This is a genomic window from Paenibacillus sp. CMM36, assembly GCF_053570945.1.
Window position 1 is genome coordinate 279,391 of sequence record NZ_JBSEDY010000004.1, and the last position, 20,250, is coordinate 299,640.

General features: G+C 46.6%; 13 protein-coding genes and 2 pseudogenes. All 15 read right to left on the reverse strand.

Annotated elements, in window-relative coordinates; translation table 11 throughout:
- Window positions 1-27: 27 nt before the first annotated feature.
- A complete protein-coding gene (locus tag ACWA2B_RS11330; RefSeq protein ID WP_165146826.1) occupies window positions 28-1,017 on the reverse strand; it encodes an ABC transporter permease in 990 nt (329 codons plus the stop codon).
- On the reverse strand, window positions 1,010-2,086 hold the full coding sequence (locus tag ACWA2B_RS11335) for an ABC transporter ATP-binding protein (protein ID WP_029518152.1): 1,077 nt from the start codon (window positions 2,084-2,086) through the stop codon (window positions 1,010-1,012). The genes ACWA2B_RS11330 and ACWA2B_RS11335 overlap by 8 nt, the downstream gene beginning before the upstream one ends.
- A complete protein-coding gene (locus tag ACWA2B_RS11340) occupies window positions 2,086-3,033 on the reverse strand; it encodes a GDSL-type esterase/lipase family protein (protein ID WP_449292223.1) in 948 nt (315 codons plus the stop codon). The genes ACWA2B_RS11335 and ACWA2B_RS11340 overlap by 1 nt, the downstream gene beginning before the upstream one ends.
- Before the next feature lie 139 nt (window positions 3,034-3,172).
- On the reverse strand, window positions 3,173-3,853 hold the full coding sequence (locus tag ACWA2B_RS11345; RefSeq protein ID WP_029518154.1) for a TIGR00266 family protein: 681 nt from the start codon (window positions 3,851-3,853) through the stop codon (window positions 3,173-3,175).
- Window positions 3,854-4,080: 227 nt separating this feature from the next.
- On the reverse strand, window positions 4,081-4,821 hold the full coding sequence (locus ACWA2B_RS11350) for a CAP domain-containing protein (protein WP_449292224.1): 741 nt from the start codon (window positions 4,819-4,821) through the stop codon (window positions 4,081-4,083).
- A 208-nt stretch (window positions 4,822-5,029) separates the two neighbouring features.
- Window positions 5,030-5,491, reverse strand: coding sequence for a GNAT family N-acetyltransferase (locus ACWA2B_RS11355; RefSeq protein ID WP_318627187.1), 462 nt, complete (start codon window positions 5,489-5,491; stop codon window positions 5,030-5,032).
- Complete coding sequence (gene purT, locus ACWA2B_RS11360; RefSeq protein ID WP_318627360.1) at window positions 5,484-6,668, reverse strand: formate-dependent phosphoribosylglycinamide formyltransferase; 1,185 nt, start codon at window positions 6,666-6,668, stop codon at window positions 5,484-5,486. Before purT ends, ACWA2B_RS11355 begins: the two co-directional genes overlap by 8 nt.
- 130 nt (window positions 6,669-6,798) lie before the next feature.
- Window positions 6,799-8,638 (reverse strand): annotated as a pseudogene (locus ACWA2B_RS11365) (ABC transporter ATP-binding protein).
- Window positions 8,635-10,411: pseudogene (locus ACWA2B_RS11370) on the reverse strand (ABC transporter ATP-binding protein). Before ACWA2B_RS11370 ends, ACWA2B_RS11365 begins: the two co-directional pseudogenes overlap by 4 nt.
- A 263-nt stretch (window positions 10,412-10,674) precedes the next feature.
- Window positions 10,675-14,325: a dynamin family protein gene (locus tag ACWA2B_RS11375; RefSeq protein ID WP_241113298.1), complete on the reverse strand. Its 3,651-nt coding sequence runs from the start codon at window positions 14,323-14,325 to the stop codon at window positions 10,675-10,677.
- Between the two features lie 481 nt (window positions 14,326-14,806).
- On the reverse strand, window positions 14,807-15,079 hold the full coding sequence (locus tag ACWA2B_RS11380; protein ID WP_013310628.1) for a hypothetical protein: 273 nt from the start codon (window positions 15,077-15,079) through the stop codon (window positions 14,807-14,809).
- A gap of 58 nt (window positions 15,080-15,137) precedes the next feature.
- Entirely contained in the window at window positions 15,138-15,812 is a 675-nt protein-coding gene (gene nth / locus ACWA2B_RS11385) for an endonuclease III (RefSeq protein WP_029514969.1), read from the reverse strand.
- Window positions 15,813-16,025: 213 nt separating this feature from the next.
- A complete protein-coding gene (locus ACWA2B_RS11390; RefSeq protein WP_029514971.1) occupies window positions 16,026-16,676 on the reverse strand; it encodes a GerMN domain-containing protein in 651 nt (216 codons plus the stop codon).
- Window positions 16,677-16,721: 45 nt separating this feature from the next.
- Window positions 16,722-18,221 carry an N-acetylmuramoyl-L-alanine amidase family protein gene (locus tag ACWA2B_RS11395; protein WP_029514972.1) on the reverse strand — a complete coding sequence of 500 codons (1,500 nt, stop codon included), beginning with the start codon at window positions 18,219-18,221 and terminating at the stop codon, window positions 16,722-16,724.
- Between the two features lie 296 nt (window positions 18,222-18,517).
- Window positions 18,518-20,095, reverse strand: coding sequence for an N-acetylmuramoyl-L-alanine amidase (locus ACWA2B_RS11400; RefSeq protein ID WP_449292225.1), 1,578 nt, complete (start codon window positions 20,093-20,095; stop codon window positions 18,518-18,520).
- Window positions 20,096-20,250 lie beyond the last annotated feature (155 nt).

Genomic DNA, 20,250 nt, shown 5'->3' on the forward strand with positions numbered 1-20,250 from the left:
CAGATGTTTTCTTTTACCTTGTCCATTTTAATTCAATATATCCCGTTTCGTAAAGACGGCGAATGAAACAATCAATGCCGCAGTCCCCCAAATGCCCAGTACAGCTAAAGAAAAGGGTAAAGTCATTCCCTCAATCGGGGCGGGGCTTCCAGATAAATAATCGGTTAATTGGAGGTTAACCATAAATAAATATTTAGCACTCTGCCAAGACGAAGCCATGTTTGTCAAAATAGTGCCCGAAATGAGTGCAGCCATCATGACCACGATACTTGCCGCCGTACTTCGTACCAGGACAGATACCATAAAGGCTAACGAAGCTACCACAAGACTGACAAACCAGATTAATCCGGCTTGCAGCATCAGATAATGCCATTGTGGAATCGCATGTACAGCAGACAAATCCACCGTCGATCCAACAATTTGAAATCCGGTAAATACCGGAACATTAAAACCGCGAAAACCAAAAAACAAGCCTGATATCACATAGCTAATTACAAATACAGCCAAAATGATGAGCGAAACGAACATGTACAATGTCAGCAGCTTACTCAGCAGTATTTTCCACCGCCTGACTGGGCGGGTCAGTAACATTTTTATCGTGCCTGTCGTCCGTTCTCCTGAAACCAAGTCGGAGGCTATAGCCATAATCAACAATGGAACGAACAGATTTATGGAATTATCCATAAACTCTCTGGTAAAAGTGACACCACTCGGCTCATTCGGATTCACATCATTTTCCAAATAATATTGCATCTGCTGCACAAAGACCCGACGGTAGGTCTTCCATTCCTCGGGAACCCGGTCACTTCCCAGCGAGTTTTGATTATCGGTAATCGCCTGACGCAGTTCAAGCCGCCAATCATTGCCGAATTTTTCGCGATTGTTTTCTGCCACTTTCATCTGAGCGTACGTAAAAATCGGCACAAGCACAAGTAAAACTAGTAAAATGACATAAAATCGTTTCTTCTTGATAATTTTGAGTGTTTCATTTTGTACGAGCGGTAAAATGTTATTCAAGTATCTCACCTTCCGTCATTTTCAGGAATAGCTGCTCCAGTGTAGGGTTGATTTTGGTTACACCTTTTACGGAAATACCGGAAGCCGTCATTTGTGTCACCAGCTCCGCAATATGCTCTTCATCCATTTCTGTAAAAATTGCATCGGCTCCGCTACCTGCAACAATACTGTCATCAATTAATTCATCGGCGTTCGTAATCATTTGCACATGCGGAGAATTTTGCAATATGGCAAGACCCTGATCACGAGGCTCCAGTTGCCATACGGCCATATGTGAGTGCGTCTCAACCAGTTCTCGTACACCACCTACAGCTAGCACCTTTCCCCGACTTATAATTGCCACCCGATCACATAGCAGCTGGATTTCGCTAAGCAAATGACTGGAAACAAATACAGCCATGCCTTCTGCCGCTAGCAAACGGATAAAAGCTCTCATTTCCTTGATCCCCTTGGGGTCTAACCCGTTGGTCGGTTCATCCAAAATCAGCAATTTCGGTCTACCGAGCAAGGCTTGGGCTATACCAAGACGCTGGCGCATTCCGAGAGAATACGTACTTACTTTATCATGGATACGGCGATCGAGCCGAACCAGCTCAACGACTTCGCGGATACGCTGTTCGTCTACACCAGGCTGCATACGGGCAAAATGCTCTAAATTCTCCCAACCTGTCAGATAGCTGTACACCTCTGGATTTTCCACAATAGAACCAATATGCCGTAAAGCCTGCTCAGGGTCACGATTTACATTATGTCCACAGACAGTAATCGTCCCTTCCGTAGGCTTAATTAAATCGACCAGCATACGAATAGTCGTCGTTTTCCCAGCCCCATTAGGGCCGAGAAATCCGAAAATTTCACCCGCACGAACGTCGAATGTTACATCATGAATGATCATTTTGCGTTTGATACGTTTCTTAACGTGCTGAACAGAGAGAACTGTTTCGTTATTGCTTCTGTCTCTGCCTGTGCTGCCAACCTGATTGGCGGAATGGAAACTGGACACTGCATCCCTTGAGGTCGAATTTTCGGTTATTCCAGTCCCGTTCTTGTCAGCAGATTGGATGCTCATTAGTTGTTCCCTCCCTTTTTCACTTCAGCAGGTTGGCTGCTTGTAGACTGTTGTTCATTATCCACTTTATCGGCATCCTTCGTGTTTGCAACTGCAAACCCTTGCGCGATACGTTCAGCGATTGCCTGATAGCCCTGTCCGTTTGGATGAAAATGATCGGATGATAAATAGACGGACAAATTTTGCTGGAATAAATCGAAAGTTGGAACCAGAGTCATATTGCTGTTTTGGTTGGTAATTGCCATGGCAGCCAGATTCCATTCTGTTACCACAAGATTACCGGGAATTTTCATTTCCTGCAGATCACTGAATGGATTATATAATCCGACATAGATAATTTTAGCATTCGGATTGATTTTCCCTACCTTTGTCAGCACTTTTTGCAGACGTTTGGCGGCATCAGGCACAGCTTTACGCAAACCACTGAGTGTAGGCGGCTCTTTGCCGGTTTGGGCAGCCTGAGCCCCCTGAAATAAATCATTTCCGCCAATCGAGACCATAATAACGTTAGCCTTTTTCAACACATAAGAAACACCAGGCTCATCCAGCTTGGTCAATAGTCCTTGAGTCGTCAGTCCATTAATCCCCAGATTATTTATGAGCTGAGCCTTATGGCCTTCCTGATTATTTAACAAGCTCACCGACCGACGCACAAAACCACTTCCGGAGTCATCCCCCGTGCCTTTGGCTAGCGAATCTCCAATGGCAGCTACCCGAAACTCTCCCGTCTGATTAGTAGCGGATGGCGCAGTTTGTGTCTGCGATGAACCGGAATGTACAGGTTGAGTGCTAACCATTGGCTCTGGAGCCGTGATACTTTGTACTGCTGTAATAAATCCGTACAATAATAGCAATGTGGCGGCAATGGAAACGGAACCGACAGACCGCCAAATCCATTTTGATGAATTCACTCGTGTTCCCTCCTGATAGCTTAGTGAAATAAACATAAAGCTTCTTATATCATTTTGCAAATAAACCGTTCGGAATAAAAGCGCAATAAATGCTTAGAGTCACATATAATTTCCCATGAACATGCAAAAAAAGGATGGCAAATGACCATCCTTATCTCTAATCAAACGAATCAAACTATTTGCTATCAGGGATGAAACTTTTGATCCATTGTCCAAAACTGCCCGGATTTCGACTTTGTATCAGTACCGTTCCTTCACCGCGAAAACGGCATACAAGCGCTTCTCCACTCGTTACGCTGGACAACCAGCCTTTCGATGCTTTTTCAATTTTATAATCCATATAATCCGGCCATGCCACCAGATGAGCATTATCAATAATACGCTCCTCTCCTGGCGCAATATAAATGGGATGAATGGCTCCATAAGAGGATAGGAATACCGTACCTCGACCACTGATTTCTACGATAAAAAAACCTTCACCGGAGAATAAACCTTTCATCAGGTTTTGCATTTTGGTGCTAACCTCAATGCCTTCTGTACAAGCTAGAAAACCGTCCTTTTGGACCATCAACCTATACGTGCCATCCAATTCCACCGCTTGTACATCACCTATACTGGCAGGGGCTAACAACACTTCAGCCGGCCCACGGGCTGCCCTCAGTTCTTGAAAAAAGAATTTTTCTCCGCTTAGCATTCTGCCTAAACCACGTAACAGTCCACCGTCTACCGTCCCCTTTATATCTACACTGGAAGACATGGAAACCATTGCTCCCATTTCCGCTTTGATCATTTCCCCGGGGTTCAACTGCACCTTGAGCATAGCAAAGGCACCTTCATGCACGATTTCGTAGCTCATTTGCTCACCTAGCTTTCCATAAATAGTCTGCTATCCATTCAACTTGCTGCTATCATACTATAAATACGTCCCTTATGTCTTTTCTGGTATAAAGCAAGGGTTATGCCTGTGGAGGAATAAGAGACACCAAAAGACCCGCTGAACGTGTCAGCGGGTCTCCAGATTAACGTCATGCCACTATCTTTTCATAACAGCGGCATGACGTTTCGAACGTATTTACTATCATCTTAGTTACGTGTGAACTCTTGTACCCAATATCCATTGTAGTAAGCCACACCGATTTGCGTATATTCTGCCTTCAAAATATTCTCACGATGTCCCTGACTGTTCATCCAAGCTTTCATTACTTCTTGTGGTGTTTGTTGTCCCATAGCAATATTCTCACCCGCATACGTATAAGTTACACCGAACTTTTTCATCATATCAAAGGGTGAACCGTAGGTCGGAGATGTATGGGAAAAGTAATTGTTCGTGCTCATGTCCTTCGCCTTGGCTAAGGCTACTTCTGTAAGCTTCGCATTAGATGTAAGGGGCTTCAGACCTTTTTGGCTGCGCTCGTTGTTTACAAGCTTTACAACCTCAGCTGCAAATTGGGACTTGCTGAGTTGTGCATCAGACCCTGCAGACTGACCCGCGCCTGAGTTTGTGTTTTGTTTTTGGGCCTGTTGCTTGTTACTAGACTGCGAAGCCTTTTGGCTACCTTGTTTGGTTGTTGTTTGCTTGCCGGATGAAGGATTTGTTGTTTTGTTTTTAGCCTTGTCCTTTTCAGATGCATCCTTAATTACGGTCTTTGTTATCGTAGTCGTCCCGTTGGACATATTGACGGTATATCCGTTATTTTGAAACCACTGTTGTAGTTGGGCAGTCAAATCGTCAGCTGGTGAAGCTGATGCCGGAACGATGAATCCTGCGGATAAAATGGCGCTTAGACTTCCCATCACAAGTGTTTTTTTCAACATATTCTTCATTTCGTCATCTCCTTGTTGTATAAATGCCTTGGTGTGAACGCGTCCGGTTACAACTTTGTAATCTTTACTCTAGCAGTATATCATGTTTTATAGCAGGATCAATGGTATAAAAGTTGGAAAAAAAAATAGCCCCGCACGGAATGAACCATGCGGAACTAAGTTAAAAGTAGTGAGGCTTTAAGTATTAGATTGTCTTGTTGTAGGCTGATTATCTAAGCTTTTTGCTGAAACGGTAGCCTTGCTTTTCAAAGCCGATTCGGTTGTAGAAAGCCCGGGCCTCTACTTGTTTGATGCGGTTATTCGCTCCAGTAATGAATAAATTATAGCATCCTTGCGCACGTCCCCACTCCTCACCACAAGCCACCAGGCGCTTGCCAATGCCCTCGCCGCGATACTCCCCGCTCACGACCAGCATGGTGATTTGTACGGCAGGATCAGGATAAGCCAAGCTTTGAGCCGTATGCATGCCGATAACTCCGACAACACGACCATCCATTTCTGCAACCATCATATTCGCTTGACTGTCCTCCCGCGTTGTTCCCATAACTTCTTTCATTACACCACAAGTCATCGGGTATCCGACTTCTCTTAGTAGTCCTGTTACGGCTTCGCAATCGCCAAGCTCTACGGAACGAATTGTCAGTACTGGAATCATCACATTGTTAGACATGATTTACCTCCACTTTCAGCATATTAGCAGCTTCTTTGGCCGTCTTCCGTGCTGTTTCCACATCTTCTGCAGCGCTAAGCGCTACAGCCATCCGGCGACCCGGCTTGGTTTCTGGCTTCCCGAACACTCGCACCTGTGTCCGGGGTAGCAATAATGCATCATGCAGACCGCTTATTACAAAATCCCGCGTAGCCACTTCTGCCTTCAAAGTAGCTGAAGCTCCTGGTGTAAGCAACGTGACAGATGGCACTGGGAATCCGAGGATGGCCCGCACGTGAAGTGCAAATTCCGACAAATCCTGCGTGATCATGGTCACCATACCTGTATCATGCGGACGAGGGGATACTTCACTGAATATGACGCCATCAGTCGTTAAAAATAGCTCTACGCCAAACAATCCGTAACCACCCAGTTCATCCGTAATCGTACGGGCAATGTCTTCCGCCTCCGAAAGCTGCTTGTCCGTCATGCCATGGGGCTGCCAGGATTCGACATAATCCCCATCTTTCTGAATATGGCCAATCGGTGGGCAAAAAGTCGTACCCGAAACCGATCTGACGGTCAATAAGGTGATTTCGCTCTCAAACGGGACAAAAGCTTCAACAATGACACGTGTAGTTTTGGCACGCGCGCCTTCCAGCGCCGTATTCCAGCAGGATTCTGCATCTTCGATTGCCCGGCATACAGACTGCCCTTTACCCGACGAACTCATCAAGGGCTTGACCACGCATGGCGTGCCCAGCTCATGAACCGCCGACCGCAACTGCTCAAAGTTATCTGCAAAACGATAGGCAGCAGTCGGAAGCTGTAATTTCTCGGCAGCCAGCCTGCGGATACCTTCCCGGTCCATCGTAAGACGGGCGGCACGGGCCGTTGGTACTACGTGAAATCCTTCTTGCTCTAATTCTTCCAAAGCACCCGTAGCAATAGCTTCGATTTCAGGTACAATTATGTCGGGCTTTTCCTCACGAATTAGTGCCTTCAACGCCTCAGCATCCTGCATATCCAGACAGTGAGAGCGATGGGCTACCTGCATTGCTGGAGCCAGTTCATAGCGATCAACAGCAATACATTCCACGCCAAGCCGCTGAGCTTCAATAATGACTTCTTTTCCCAATTCGCCGCTACCCAGCAGCAGCATCTTCTTAGCCTTGGCAGAAAAAGGAGCACCCCACATCTTGAACTCTTCCCCCTCTGACGAAAATTGCTCTGATCTCTTTTCATCTTTATTTTCAGGGTTTAGCTCCAAGAATGCAATAGTGCTCGGCATTTAAATTTACAAAAAACGCGATTTTTTGATCTTTTTTTTACAAAAATCTGAACTGTGCTTCCACCAGCCCCCGATATATTCCATGTTTTTTCATCAATTGTTCATGATTACCACTTTCTTGGATTTCCCCATGATCCAGTACAACGATATGATCAGCATTTCGAATGGTAGACAAACGGTGAGCGACCATAAAAGAAGTTCTGCCTTCCAGTAAAACCTGAAGAGCCTCCTGAATTTTCAGCTCCGTTTCTGTATCAATACTGGCTGTGGCCTCATCCAGAATAAGAATTCGCGGATTAGCCAGCAAGGCACGAGCAAAGGATAAGAGCTGTCGCTGGCCCATGGACAGCATTCCCCCCCCGCTCCTCTACTTCTGTTTCATAGCCAGCTGGCAAGTGAACAATGAATTCATGAGCATTGACCGCCTTCGCAGCCGCTTCAATTTCCTCATCCGTTGCATCCAAACGGCCAAATCGGATATTATCGCGTATCGTCCCCGAAAAAATAAATGTATCCTGAAGCACGATGCTAATCTGGCTTCGCAAGCTCTCCACCGTGACATCACGCACATCTTGACCGTCAATCGTAAGCCGCCCTGACGTAATGTCATAAAAACGGCTGAGCAGATTAATAATTGTACTTTTACCTGAGCCGGTGTGACCCACAAGCGCTATAGATTGACCCGCTTCGACGGAAAGACTAATACCTTTAAGCGCCTGACGTCCCTTCTCATATTCAAAAATGACCTTTTCAAATTGGATGTCACCCCGAATGGGTGGCAAGGCTTTTGCTCCCGGTTTGTTTGCAATATTCGGCTGTTCATCCATAAACTCAAAAATTCGTTCTGACGAGGCCATCGCAACCAGTAACTGATTATACATTTGGCCCAGCCGATTAATCGGCTCCCAAAAGTTCCCAACATAGTTGGCAAACGCAACCAGCAGTCCCACTGTAAGCTGATCTGTCTGAATTAAATGCGCTCCAAACCAGAACAGCACAAGCGTACCAAAACCTCCGGTAATATCAATAAGTGGGCCAAAAACCTGATTCATGGCAGAAGCCTTATCCCACGATTTTTTGCTAGAGCTGTTCATATCGTCGAAATAAGCCATGTTTTCCTGCTCCTGCGTATACGCTTGTGTCACACGAATCCCCTGAATAGACTCATTCAAATGAGAGTTGATACGCGAGTTCTTCATACGCACTTCTTGCCAAGCGCGACGGATGCGAACGCGCAGCTTGGTCGAGATCAAAAACATGATCGGAACGGTCACAATTACTGCCAAACCGAGCTTCCAGTTAATAAGCAGCAAAATGACAATAATTCCGATAAGCTGTACGCAGTCAATCAGGACATTCACTGCACCGTTCGTAAAAAGATCCTGTAGCGAGTTAATGTCATTCGTCACGCGCACTAATACAGAACCTGCCGGTCTCTTATCAAAAAAGTTAAAGGATAGCTTTTGAATATGCTTGAACAAATCTTCACGCAAATCGTAAATAACCCGTTGACCGATAATATTGGTGAATTTAATGCGGTACGTGCTGGCTGCCCATTGAATTAAATATAACAAGAGCACGGCACCCGTGATGAGCAGCAGTAACTTTACGCTGGGTAGTGCAGGCCATGCGGGAGCAATTGCCTTATCAATGGCCAGACTGATCAAATAAGGAACCGTCAGTTTGGTAATGGTACCAAGAATCATCATGACCAGAAGGATCGGCAGAATCTGACGGGCATAGGGCTTCATGTATGCCAGCAAACGTTTGAATTCTGACCAGTTAAACGGTTTGTCAATGACATCATCATCTTGATAGACAAAGCGCTCATTCGTCGGTTTTTTTAACGGTTTGGCTTTTTCTGCGGGTATATTCATGGTCTCACCTGCCCTTCGGATACACCGTCTGGAGCCTGAGCTATGTAATCGGCGTATTGAATATGATACACATCCTGATATGGACCTGGAGTAGCAATAAGCTGTTCATGTGTTCCACGCTGGACGATTCGTCCTTCCTCAAGCACCACAATTTCATTGGCATGGCGAAGCGAAGAGATTCGATGAGCGATTATAAATGTTGTTCGACCACGCATAACCTCTTGAAAACCGGTCTGTATTTCATGCTCTGTTTCCATATCGACCGCACTGGTAGCATCATCCAGTACCAGAATTTTCGGATTTTTGAGTAGTGCGCGCGCGATGGCGATCCGTTGTTTCTGCCCTCCGGACAGTCCCAATCCACGTTCTCCAACGACAGTGTCATATCCCAGCGGTAGTTCAGTTATGAATTCATGCGCCTGAGCCAGTTTGGAAACGCGTATGATGTCATCCATACTGACATGGCTTAAACCATATGAAATATTATTACGTATAGAGGACGAAAACAAAAACGTCTCCTGAAACACAGAAGAAATTTGAGCACGCAAATCACGAATCTTCAAGTGACGTATATCCTTGCCATCCAACTTGATACTTCCTGCATTCACATTATAAGCACGCATGAGTAATTGAATAATGGTAGACTTCCCTGACCCCGTTCCTCCTAAAATTCCAATGACTGATCCTGGCGGTGCGTCTAAATTGATGTCAACAACAGCAGGAAGCTTATTTCCGTAAGCAAAGGTAACATGTTCAAACGTAACATGTCCTTCCACCTGATCGGCATCGAGTGTAAGTGCTCCGGCTTCATCGGTTACATCTATGGACTGATTTAGCAGTTCCAAGACCCTTTCACCAGAAGCTTTGGACTGCGTATAGTTATTGATATGAAAGCCAATGCTCCAGATGGGGCCGATAATATACCAAATTAAGCTAAAGAAAGCGACGAGCTGCCCCAAGGTCATTGACTTCTGAATGACCAGATACCCGCCCATGCCCAACAGAAGGACCACACTGACAGAAGCAATTAGTTCCATAGCAGGGAAGAACCGACTCCATAAGGAAGCAGCTTGAATTTGATTACTTTTGTATTGCTCATTACGTACTGAAAATTTCTCAACTTCATATGATTCGCGGGCAAAAGATTTGACGGTTCGCACACCTGTTATGTTTTCTTGGACTGCTGTCGTCAAGGCGCTAAGGGCAATCCGCATTTCCTGAAAGGTGGGATGAATCCGGGATTCAAACTTGAATGTGACGAAGAGCAGCAATGGCATGCTGATCATCGTAATGAGGGTGAGCTGCCAGTTAATATACAGCATCATCATAGAGCCGAATACGACCATCAGTAGCACATTGAGGAGTTGGGCAAAACCAAACCCAATAAAGTTACGAATTGCCTCCAAATCACCAGTCAGTCGGGACATGAGATCACCCGTTTTGGCCGTGTCATAATATCTAAAGGACAAAAATTGCAGCTTTTCGTAACAAGCATTGCGGAGGCGGTATGCCAGGTAGTTACCTAGCCGTCCACCAAAAAAACCATGTAAAAATTGCATGAACCCTTTGATGATGACTACTCCCAGCACAGTCAGAGCCAGCGCCGGAACTTTCCCGAAGTCACCGGGGATGATAGCGTTATCAATAAGCCTTTGGAGCAGGTTCGGATACACCAGTCCCAGAGCCGTCGCTATCGCAAGGCATAAAATAGAAAGAAACAGATAGTGTCTCCTCTCGCGAAAAAAAAACTTGCAGTTGCCTGAGCACTTCCATGTCAATGTCCCTCCATTAGTTGCACGACGTTGTTATATGGCTTAGTGAAGTTTACCATTCGCGTTCCAAGGCGGCAAAGAGGATAACGAGCCGTATTCAGGCAGGTTATCAATTGGTGGCTGATTAGACAAATTAAATCGCTTTCTTATTATTGAATGTGGCTATTTACTCAGTATTGCTTTCTTTTTGGAGCATGCATAAAACACCGGGTTGTCCCACAACCCGGTGTCCTGATCTTTAATCATTGGTGAACATATTTATCTTTACTCCAAAGCCGCAATCTTGCCAGCAAGTTCTTCCCAAACCTGTGGCTGCTCACCGCCCATAAGGGCATGCTCCATGCCACGAGTCGTCTCCAGCATTTGCTCTCGAAGCTGAGCTTTCTGCCACAATTGTTCCTCCTGCATCAGCGTAACGTAAAAAGCAGACATTCGTTCACGTTGCTGATCCACAGCTTCCCCGATTCGCTCGCGTAATATCGGCTCCAGTTTGGTTTGTAGATTCGCTCGACCAGTTCCTTCAAAAAATAGCTTTGGATTTTTAAAGCTATTCCAATAATCCTTCCAATGAATGGACTCCTGCAGGGAAATTTCCTTCAGCTCGGGAACAGCCCATTTTCTCGATTCAGGTATTGTGCAATCTAGTCCTGGCAACTGATGGTTCATGTGTTCTACGCACTGTTGTATAGCCTTGTGCACCAAAGTTTGTCCCGTTTTTTCCAGCTGGAGTGTGGTTGCCAGTAATTCCTGAGACAGCTCCAGTTCGATTAAACGCATCAGCTCACGACCACAAGATGCAAAAGCCGAACGAAGATCACCTACTCCTTCACGCAGAACAGATGGATGAAACGCCTCTGCCATAAATTCTCCAGTCCGATAGGACAGCCTTTGACGTACATGATACAGCAGTTCATCGGTCTCGCCCGATAACACAGATGCACCGTTGCTATCAGTCAGGCCTAGGAGCGTATGCTCCAATTCCCCACGGATGCGAGTTAATCGCTCTAATCGTATCTCCCGTTCTTCCACGCTATAGCGGGCATCGGCTGCATGTTGCTCTATGCGGTTCCGCAGCCGGGCCAGTTCCTGCATAGCCGAAGCGATGGACAAACCTGCCAGCTCTTCGGCTGCAAATGCCGAGAAATCATCTTCAAATGCATCAAAACGTGAAGCTGAACGCAGCGAAGCCTCTCCCTGTTCGGTAGCTTCCAACGCCAGCATACTGGAAAGCGGATAAATACGTGGTTTTCGGATTCCATTCGCCTGTAGTTGTTCCTGTACATGCCGGGTAACAGAATGCAGTTCTTCTTCAGAAGAAGCCAGATCTGATGCATTAACAATAAAAAACGTCTGATCCAGTGCCATGGTCTCTTTAACTCGACCTAGTTGATTCAGGAACTGCCGGTCGCCTTGCGTAAACGCATGGTTATAATAGGTGACAAATACAAGAGCATCCGCATGCTTCATATAGTTGAAGGTCACGCCTGTGTGCCGTGCATTCACAGAATCCGCTCCTGGCGTATCCACTAGCACGATGCCCTGACGGGTCAGAGCACAATCATAATAAAGGTCAATATGCTCCACAAAGCATGATTTGTGCTCAGACGCGACAAAATCCCGATACTGCTCTAAATTCACCTGAAGCTGTTGTCCCAGCAAGCTTTCAGCTTCTTCCCATCCGGCTGCGGCAGCCTTTAAAAAACTATAATGAGGCCTGCCCGCAGGATGGATGCCTTCCGGAGATAAAGCATGAACGGCTTCTTGCCAGCCCGCTGCCCCTGGCTCTCCCAATCCTAATAACCGAAATGAGTATTTAAGATCTTCCCGCAACGCGTCCACTGATTTCATATGGACGTCAGCCGTGGCATGGCGCTCAGCACTTGCAGGCGCCATTATGCGGTTAATCGCCGCTGTCGTCGGATGCGGCGATACGGGCAACACAGCTTCACCCAACAAAGCGTTGGCAAAGCTGGATTTCCCAGCGCTGAACGCTCCGAACAGCGCCAGCGTAAACTGCCCGCCCTCCAGCGCAGCGGCGCGGGCATGTAAATCCCGTACCGCCGCTTGCATGGCAGGGTACGGACTTACGAGGGCAGCGGCAGCCTTCAATTGGGCCGCTGCTGCATCCAACCGCGTGCGGCGGCCTCCAGCGGCAGGCTGTGCTGCCGCCGTCCCTGCTAGCGGCTGTGCCGATGCGTTGCGCGGGCCAGCGATGCCTGGGCGCGCAACGCCCGTTGGCGCCGCAGCAGCGGCGGTATCGGACGCCGATGCAGGCGCGTCCGCACAGGGCAACCCGCTTGGCGCGGGAGCCTGCGGCAGCAAGCTGCGCAACAGGTTGGCGTACGAAGCCGAGGCCTGCACGCGAGTGCTGTAGCGGCTCGCCGCCTCCGCCTGCGCCAACAGCGCAGTGTGCTTCTCTGCGAGAGCCGCGCGGCGGGCTTTGGCTCGCACTGCTAGCTGGGCCAGCAGGCGGTCTAGCAGCGTCAGCGCCTTGCGGCGGCAATCGGCGGTCACAGCAGCGCGTAGGTCCTTGCAATAGTTTAACGTATACTCTGGCGACAACGCATTTTCCTTCACCGTCTGCTCTACCAGTTGCCGGTCTATCACAGGACGGATGCCATCCAGCTCCTGCTCCATCGCAGAGGTCCACAACCCCTGACCGTCACCCCAAGACCGCAGAAGCTCCCGTACATGAGGAAGCAATTGTCCCTCCACCTGATCAGTCAGCATTCCTGTCAGCCGTTCCAAACGGCTTTCCTTTTCTCGCTCAGTCTTTCCTCCTGCAAACCATAGTCCTGTTTTGAAGCCCGGCTTGCGGCTCTCTAAGTATTCGCCTGCGGCTTCACGTAGCTCCGCTGGCGTCAAATGTGCGTGTTCCAGTAGATGATCCAGCTCTTGACGCAGCCGTTTACGCTCCTGCTCGGGAAGCATCTTCCAGTGTTCGTCTTCTTGCTGCAAGGTTTTCTGCTCTATATCCAGCCGCAAAATGGCTTCTTCCCCACCCGCTTCTTTTAGCAGTGTGTTCAGTTCCTCTTCTTCAGCTGACTGCACAGTCTCTACATGTTGCTCTACCAAATGATGCATAGAGGACACTAAACTGTATGCCAAAAGCTCTGTTTTTCGCTCCAGCAATTTCGGAATCAGGTGCGTCAACTGTTTCCACTGGTTCCATGGATGATTCTGCTCCTTCAAGGAAGTAAAAAGGATGTCCGTATAATGAACTTGCCAGGCGTGAAAGCTAGTCTCCACCTCATTACGATAACGTGTAAATGAAAGCTCCCGCTCCCGGTGTTTATCGATTTGATTGATGATCAAATATAACGGCTTGCCCCAATCCGATAAACTTTTGGCAAAAGACAAATTATTTTCAGATTGGACATGGTTGTAATCCATTACATAAAAAACAATATCTGCCCAATGTAAAGCAGAATGTGTCGCCAGCGCATGTCCGTGGTCTGTGGAATCGACGCCGGGTGTATCCAGCAGCACTCCTCCGTTAGATAATATGGGAACATCCTCCCACACTTGAACCGATTCATAGGCTCCACCATTTTTACAATACTCAGCAAGCTCGGACAGGGAGGCTTCCATGCTTTCCGGCTCTGGATTTTCCGCTGTTTGGGCTGGATGAATGAGTGCTCTCGGACGTCCATAACGGATGGACACTACATTAGCGCTCGTAGGCACCGGTCCAGATGGCAGGACGGTTTTACCACACAGGCTGTTAATCAGGCTCGATTTACCCGCTGAAAAATGTCCACAAAAGGCAATGGTCAGCTCCTGCGCATATGCTTTTTCCAGCAGATCCCCTACCGCCTTCGCTCCCGCTTCATCCCCGGCTTTACGCAGTGTATTCTGTATCTGTTCTATCGTATCCAACCACTTTCCCGCATCCCCTGTAATCGTTTGCATCATAAGCTACGGTTCCACTCCTTATCACTTGTCTGCACCAAATAGCTATATTGTAGCATTCCTAAGCCATTGTGAGAATCATCACATCAAAAAAACTAAACAGCGCTCCCCGCCAGTACCTGGCTTTAGGGAACGCTGTTTTCGTACATGATAACAAAAAGTTCATTTTATTCTGTCCAAAACGGATCATTAGGAATAAGTATTTAGGCAACCGAATGCATTTATCAAAGCCCTCAAGGGACAACGACGAAGCAAGATATGTAAACAACGGGTGAGCCTGCTCATTACGTACATTCACCTTTTGGAACATGCGGAACGAGACACCATAATTCAGGGTACAAAATGTATGCACACTTCATTGGAAGAGGCTCTATCCACATCAGGATGGTCTGCAAGGTTCGTGTATATATGCGCCTTCGGGCTGGTTAAACCAGCCGAGCCGCCTATACCGGAACATGCAACGCATGTCGTCCGCTAATTGAACTTAATTGGCTGCAGTCTCAAGCACTGGCAGCAAAATTTCAAATACTTGACCATGCTGTAAAATCGTAATCCCACGGGATTTATCCTTCATTACGACCACTTCTGGCTTTTGTGACATACGCTCCAGATAATGCTCAGGTACATCACCGGAATGACTAACCGTGATTCCCTCAAGCTCGCGCTCTTCGTTTTCAGCAAATTCTGTTGTTACAATTTGCTCAAAAATATCAGAGAATGCTTCAAAATTGTCTGTATATACCGAAATGCACTTCATACTCTTCATCCTTTTCTACACATAAATGGTTAAACCCTCTTGTTACCTTTGTGGGTCTTTAAGCTCTACGTTCCTTATCTTTTCTGATAAGAGACGTTTTCATACGTTTCTTGCCTTCCCTGCATACATCAAGCAACGGACACACCTGACATTGAGGGTTTTGAGCTTTACAATGGTAGCGCCCGAAAAAAATGAGCCTGTGGTGGGTCAAAGACCATTCATCCCTAGGAACCCTCTTCATCAGCTTTTTTTCCACCTCAAGCACTGAATCATCCCACCCTGCAAAGCCGAGTCGTTTTGAAACGCGCTCTACATGCGTATCTACCGCAATAGCTGGTACATTAAAAGCAGTAGATACAACGACATTAGCCGTCTTGCGGCCAACACCGGGTAGCTTAACCAGTTGATCGTGCTCCGAAGGTATCTCTCCCCCGTACTGGTCTATTAAAATACGACAGAGGTTATGAATATGCTTGGCCTTGTTTCGGTACAAGCCGATTCTGCGAATATCCTGCTCCAGTTCCTCAAGAGGAACAGCTAGGTAATCCTCAGGTGACTTGTATTTTTGAAACAGGTCTGCCGTTACTTTATTGACCATCTGATCGGAGCATTGAGCAGACAATAACACGGCGATCGTTAATTCAAAAGCATTGTCATGGTTCAACTCACAATGGGCATCCGGAAACATCGTACCGATGGTGTCCAATATATGACGTGCGGTTGCTGCATTCACGGAAATCCTACCTCCTACCAAAAAAAACGTCTTGATACGGGATAGCCCGCATCAAGACGGTCACTCTAAATAATCATCCGGAAAGAAACGAATACTATTTGTGCATGACTGCCTGCATAGGCGAGAAATACACTCCTATATTATCATTATCTGTCACAGATTGCACGTGAAAAGTGTGCAAATTCCCAAGAAATTTTCATAGCGTCTGATCGGTTAGCGACTCATGGGATGATCCAAATCTACATGCCCCATTAAGGACTCTAGAGATTGACCATCTACGAGCAAATCCAGCGTTTTGACTTCCTTGAATTGGAACATCGTTTTCTTCAAGGCATCGATAGCCAATTCCTCGCCGCCAGCTCCCAATCGAGCCTCGTCCGGCAGGGAAATATCAAAAGTCAATGCACCGTTATCCAATTTGATCTTATGCACGGAAATTTTCTCGGACCACAACGGGATTAGAGCAGAATCCCCACTCTTTTGCAGAGCTTCAAACGCTTTTTGCAACTTTTCCAGCTCGCTTGGATAGGTAATTTCCTTTTTCTGTTCTTTCAAGCCATTCTCTTGAGTATCCGTATAGTACACCGTAATCTGTTGTGTTTGTCGATCTCCTGAATTTTCCGTGTCCGTCTTGGTCTTTGTAGGCTCTGTTGACGGAGATGCAGGTGTTTGACTCGCCCCATTATTTTCAGCAGACTGAGCCGATGGATCAGGGGTCGTCTGTTCGGGTGTGCTATTTTGTGCATTAGAAGTTTGTGTTTCCTGAGATGGAGTCGCAGGAGCCGTTGTTTGCTTAGAGGCACACCCTGCACCTGCAATGGCAAACAGTGCCAGCAGACCTGCAATTACGATTTTCTTGTTCATATGTCCCCCTCCTTGCTTGACGTTGACAAGCGATTTGTTGAAGATTTATTTTACGTCGAGATACTCTGTGATTCCATCTGCAATCCCTTGAGCTACCCGGTTTTGAAAATCTTCATCAAACAGTGTGGCTTCCTCTTTTGCATTACTCAGATATCCTACTTCAAGCAATACGGCTGGCATAGTCGTTTCCCGAATTACATGGAAATTGCCATAACGAATGCCGCGGTCTGTTAGGCCCGTCGCAGGTGCAAAGTACTTGTGCATAACGTTGGCGAACGCTTTGCTTGCACTACGCTGGTAATACGTCTCTGTACCGTTGGAAGCTGAGCTACCGCTGCTGTTAGCATGAATGGACACGAACACGTTAGCATTAAGGTTTTCAGCTACTTTTACGCGCTGTTTAAGCTCCAAGAATGTATCATCACTGCGTGTCAGCACAACCTCAAGTTTGGGGTTCTGCTTTAATATGCTTTCTACTTTCAGAGCCATCGCTAAGTTGAAGGTCTTTTCATAGTTTTTTCTCGAAACACCAACTGCTCCAGAATCTTTTGCTCCATGACCAGCATCAATAACAACGACCTTTTTACCATTGCTGTTCGTTGGTGATGTCTGTGTGTCATCCGGCTGTGAGCCATCTGGTAACGTTGCGTCTGGCATGGTATTCACTGAATCTTTGGAAGCCAGATCGACGATAACACGATTCGAGCCATCATTATATGCGGTATAATTCATGGCATGTTTCAAATCAATAACAACGCGCACCGTTGAAGGTTCCTTTTGGAATAAAGCATAACGGATACCGGACACATCCGCTTCATTCTCAATGTCCAGCGAACCATTTAAGCTGCTATCCAGCTTTTGCTGGTCTCCGAAATTGTCAGCAAACGCAGTCGCTGGCAAATCCACCACTACCCGATCAGGGCCTGTCATCGTAAACGCTTTCGGCTTGACGGCACTGGCTGTTGTGATAGTTAAACGGTTTTGGCTGAAACTGATTCCCTGCACCTGTGTAACACCTGAGTTTGCATTATTCGTTGGTGCAGTTACACTTCCAGTACCTGTACTGTTATTTCCGGACTTGGGAGGTGTAAATTCCCCGTTTCCAGACCCGCTACTGCGGGTATATAATTTTACGGACTTGGAGCTGCTGTCCCATTTTACGTCCAGTCCCATTTGCTCGCCGATAAAACGAAGCGGTACAAGGGCATAATTGGAACGCAGCAGAGGCGAAGCATCCAGACTAATGTCGCTTCCATTGACAGTCGCCGTCTTACTTCCGATTATCATTCGGATCAAGGTACTGTCCTTCTCAATCGTTATGGTTCGCGCCTGCTGCTTCCATGTCACGTCATATCCCAAATTTTCAGAAATTACGCGTAGCGGGACCATTGTACTTCCGCCAATTACTTGTGCCTTAGCACCACTAGGGACACTTAACTGTTGATCGTCGAGATAGATTTGTGTTCCACTCGAAGCCGCATGTCCATAACCCGGAACCGCCCACATGAAGACAAATAATAACAACAAAAAACCAAATTTCTTCATTCGTCACCCTTCCATTCATAATTTTTTTGCCACATGCTCCGGTGCGGCGACCTGATATACGCGCTTATGTAATATCAGACAACCTTTTAGACGTTATCTCACACCAAAAGTTGCGAATATATTCCATCATAACAGAAATATACGTGCCAAAGAACTACTTTTGTCGAATTTTGACTAAAAATATAGATCATTTGCTTTCCATCAAAAGTCACAGCCGAAAAAACTAAAAAAGCTACTTTTCACCCCCATGAATTTTCATTAAAAAGGTGGAAAGTAGCTTTTATTGTAAACCTCACTTAGTTAAGTGGTTCCGTTGCTGCTGTGCCTGCTGTTCCGAGATACTCCTTCAACCCATCGACAATACCTTCAGCGATCCTCTCTTGTGTTTCTTCTGTGAACATGGCTGCTTCATTAGATATATTACTAAGGTAGCCACACTCCAGCAATACTGCAGGCATTTGTGATTTTCTCGTCACCACATGGTTTGCCACTTTAATGCCGTTATCCTTGAACTCGGTTGCTGCTACAAGATGCTTGTGCATGATCGTGGCCAGGCTCAAACTTTCCTGACGTGCATAATAGGTTTCTGACCCATTAGCTTTTCCGTTATTAGAAGCTGGCATACTGTTACCATGAATGGAAACAAACACGCTAGCCTGCTGATTATTAGCGAGCTGTGGTCGTTCATCCAGCGTGGGATACGTATCTCCATTACGAGTCAATATGATTTGGATATCGGGATCATTTTGCAGAAGCTGCTCGACCTTTAACGCTACCGCCAATGCAAATTCCTTTTCACGTCGCCCAGTCACACTACCTGCCCCAGGGTCCTTGCCACCATGTCCGGGATCAATTACGACGATTCGCCGTCCTTCGACATTCGTTGGTGTTACCACTGCTGAATTCACACTACGCTCACGCAATTGAAGGGTGATATCACCTAGGCCATTGGTTGAAAGATCGTAATCACGTGTCTGATTTAAAGCTATGACAATGCGTACGCCCCCATCTCGTCCATCTGCGGGAGCAAATCTAATTTCCTGCACATCCTCACTGTCACTATTCGTCAACGCCCGCGTGCCATCGGTGCGAATCGGGAACGGCTGAAGAAAATCAGTCGCCAGTGAAGTCCCGGGTAAATCTACAACAATACGATCATTCCCCGTCATTTTGGATACTTTAGGGGTAACATCTTTATTCAGAGAAATCTTTAACGTTTCACCCTCAAAAGTAATATTTTTTACAAGCAACGCATTTGCTGCGGTCCGTTCTGTATTTTGCTGCTTGGTTGGTGAAGCTGCAGCTTCAGTATGCTTATCTGCTTCAACTGGGTTTATTGTCGTCACTGTTGCTGAAGACGTTTTATTGGTGCTTGTTGTACTCCGTGTTGACGTTTGCGACGATGGTTGGGATTGTGACTGTTTATTTGCTTGTTGAGTTGCAGCCTTTTGACTGAGATTTACGGATTTACTTTTATTATTCCAATCTACTTTTAGTCCCATTTGCTCCCCAACAAAACGTAATGGAACCATGGTTGAGCTGCCCCGAAGCACAGGAGGTGCATCCAGACTAACTGTTTTTCCATTCACATCAGCCGATGTACGGCCTACATACATAGACATATCGGTACTATTTTTTTGAATTGAGATTTTATAGGATTGTGGTTCCCACTTGAATTGATATCCAAGCTGCTCCCCAACCACCCTTAGCGGTACCATGATTTTTCCATTGACCATTTCAGGCTTGGCATCTGCAGGCGCTTCCACCCTTTTGCCATCTAAAAACAAATCTGCTCCAGCCGCGTTCACATGAGGGGAGGACGGCCACAACCAAATCAAGATAGCCGCTAGTATCACCCAACCATATTTCTTCATCCTCATTCCCCTAACTTATATATGTATTTTTTGGTGTTTCTCACAGACACAGTCCTTCAACCATTTTACATTTACAATACCATGCTGAGTCGAACCGTCAACCCCTTATTTTCCAATTTATTTTTTGAGCATGATAAAAGCCCGCAGGCAAAAGG

Bases quoted from the DNA above. Each gene is read 5' to 3' on its own strand.
- ACWA2B_RS11335 (WP_029518152.1), bottom strand. From the start codon at position 2,086: ATGAGCATCCAATCTGCTGACAAGAACGGGACTGGAATAACCGAAAAT.
- ACWA2B_RS11340 (WP_449292223.1), bottom strand. From the start codon at position 3,033: ATGTTTATTTCACTAAGCTATCAGGAGGGAACACGAGTGAATTCATCA.
- ACWA2B_RS11345 (WP_029518154.1), bottom strand. From the start codon at position 3,853: ATGAGCTACGAAATCGTGCATGAAGGTGCCTTTGCTATGCTCAAGGTG.
- ACWA2B_RS11350 (WP_449292224.1), bottom strand. From the start codon at position 4,821: ATGAAGAATATGTTGAAAAAAACACTTGTGATGGGAAGTCTAAGCGCC.
- ACWA2B_RS11355 (WP_318627187.1), bottom strand. From the start codon at position 5,491: ATGTCTAACAATGTGATGATTCCAGTACTGACAATTCGTTCCGTAGAG.
- purT (WP_318627360.1), bottom strand. From the start codon at position 6,668: ATGTGGGGTGCTCCTTTTTCTGCCAAGGCTAAGAAGATGCTGCTGCTG.
- ACWA2B_RS11375 (WP_241113298.1), bottom strand. From the start codon at position 14,325: ATGATGCAAACGATTACAGGGGATGCGGGAAAGTGGTTGGATACGATA.
- ACWA2B_RS11380 (WP_013310628.1), bottom strand. From the start codon at position 15,079: ATGAAGTGCATTTCGGTATATACAGACAATTTTGAAGCATTCTCTGAT.
- ACWA2B_RS11390 (WP_029514971.1), bottom strand. From the start codon at position 16,676: ATGAACAAGAAAATCGTAATTGCAGGTCTGCTGGCACTGTTTGCCATT.
- ACWA2B_RS11395 (WP_029514972.1), bottom strand. From the start codon at position 18,221: ATGAAGAAATTTGGTTTTTTGTTGTTATTATTTGTCTTCATGTGGGCG.
- ACWA2B_RS11400 (WP_449292225.1), bottom strand. From the start codon at position 20,095: ATGAAGAAATATGGTTGGGTGATACTAGCGGCTATCTTGATTTGGTTG.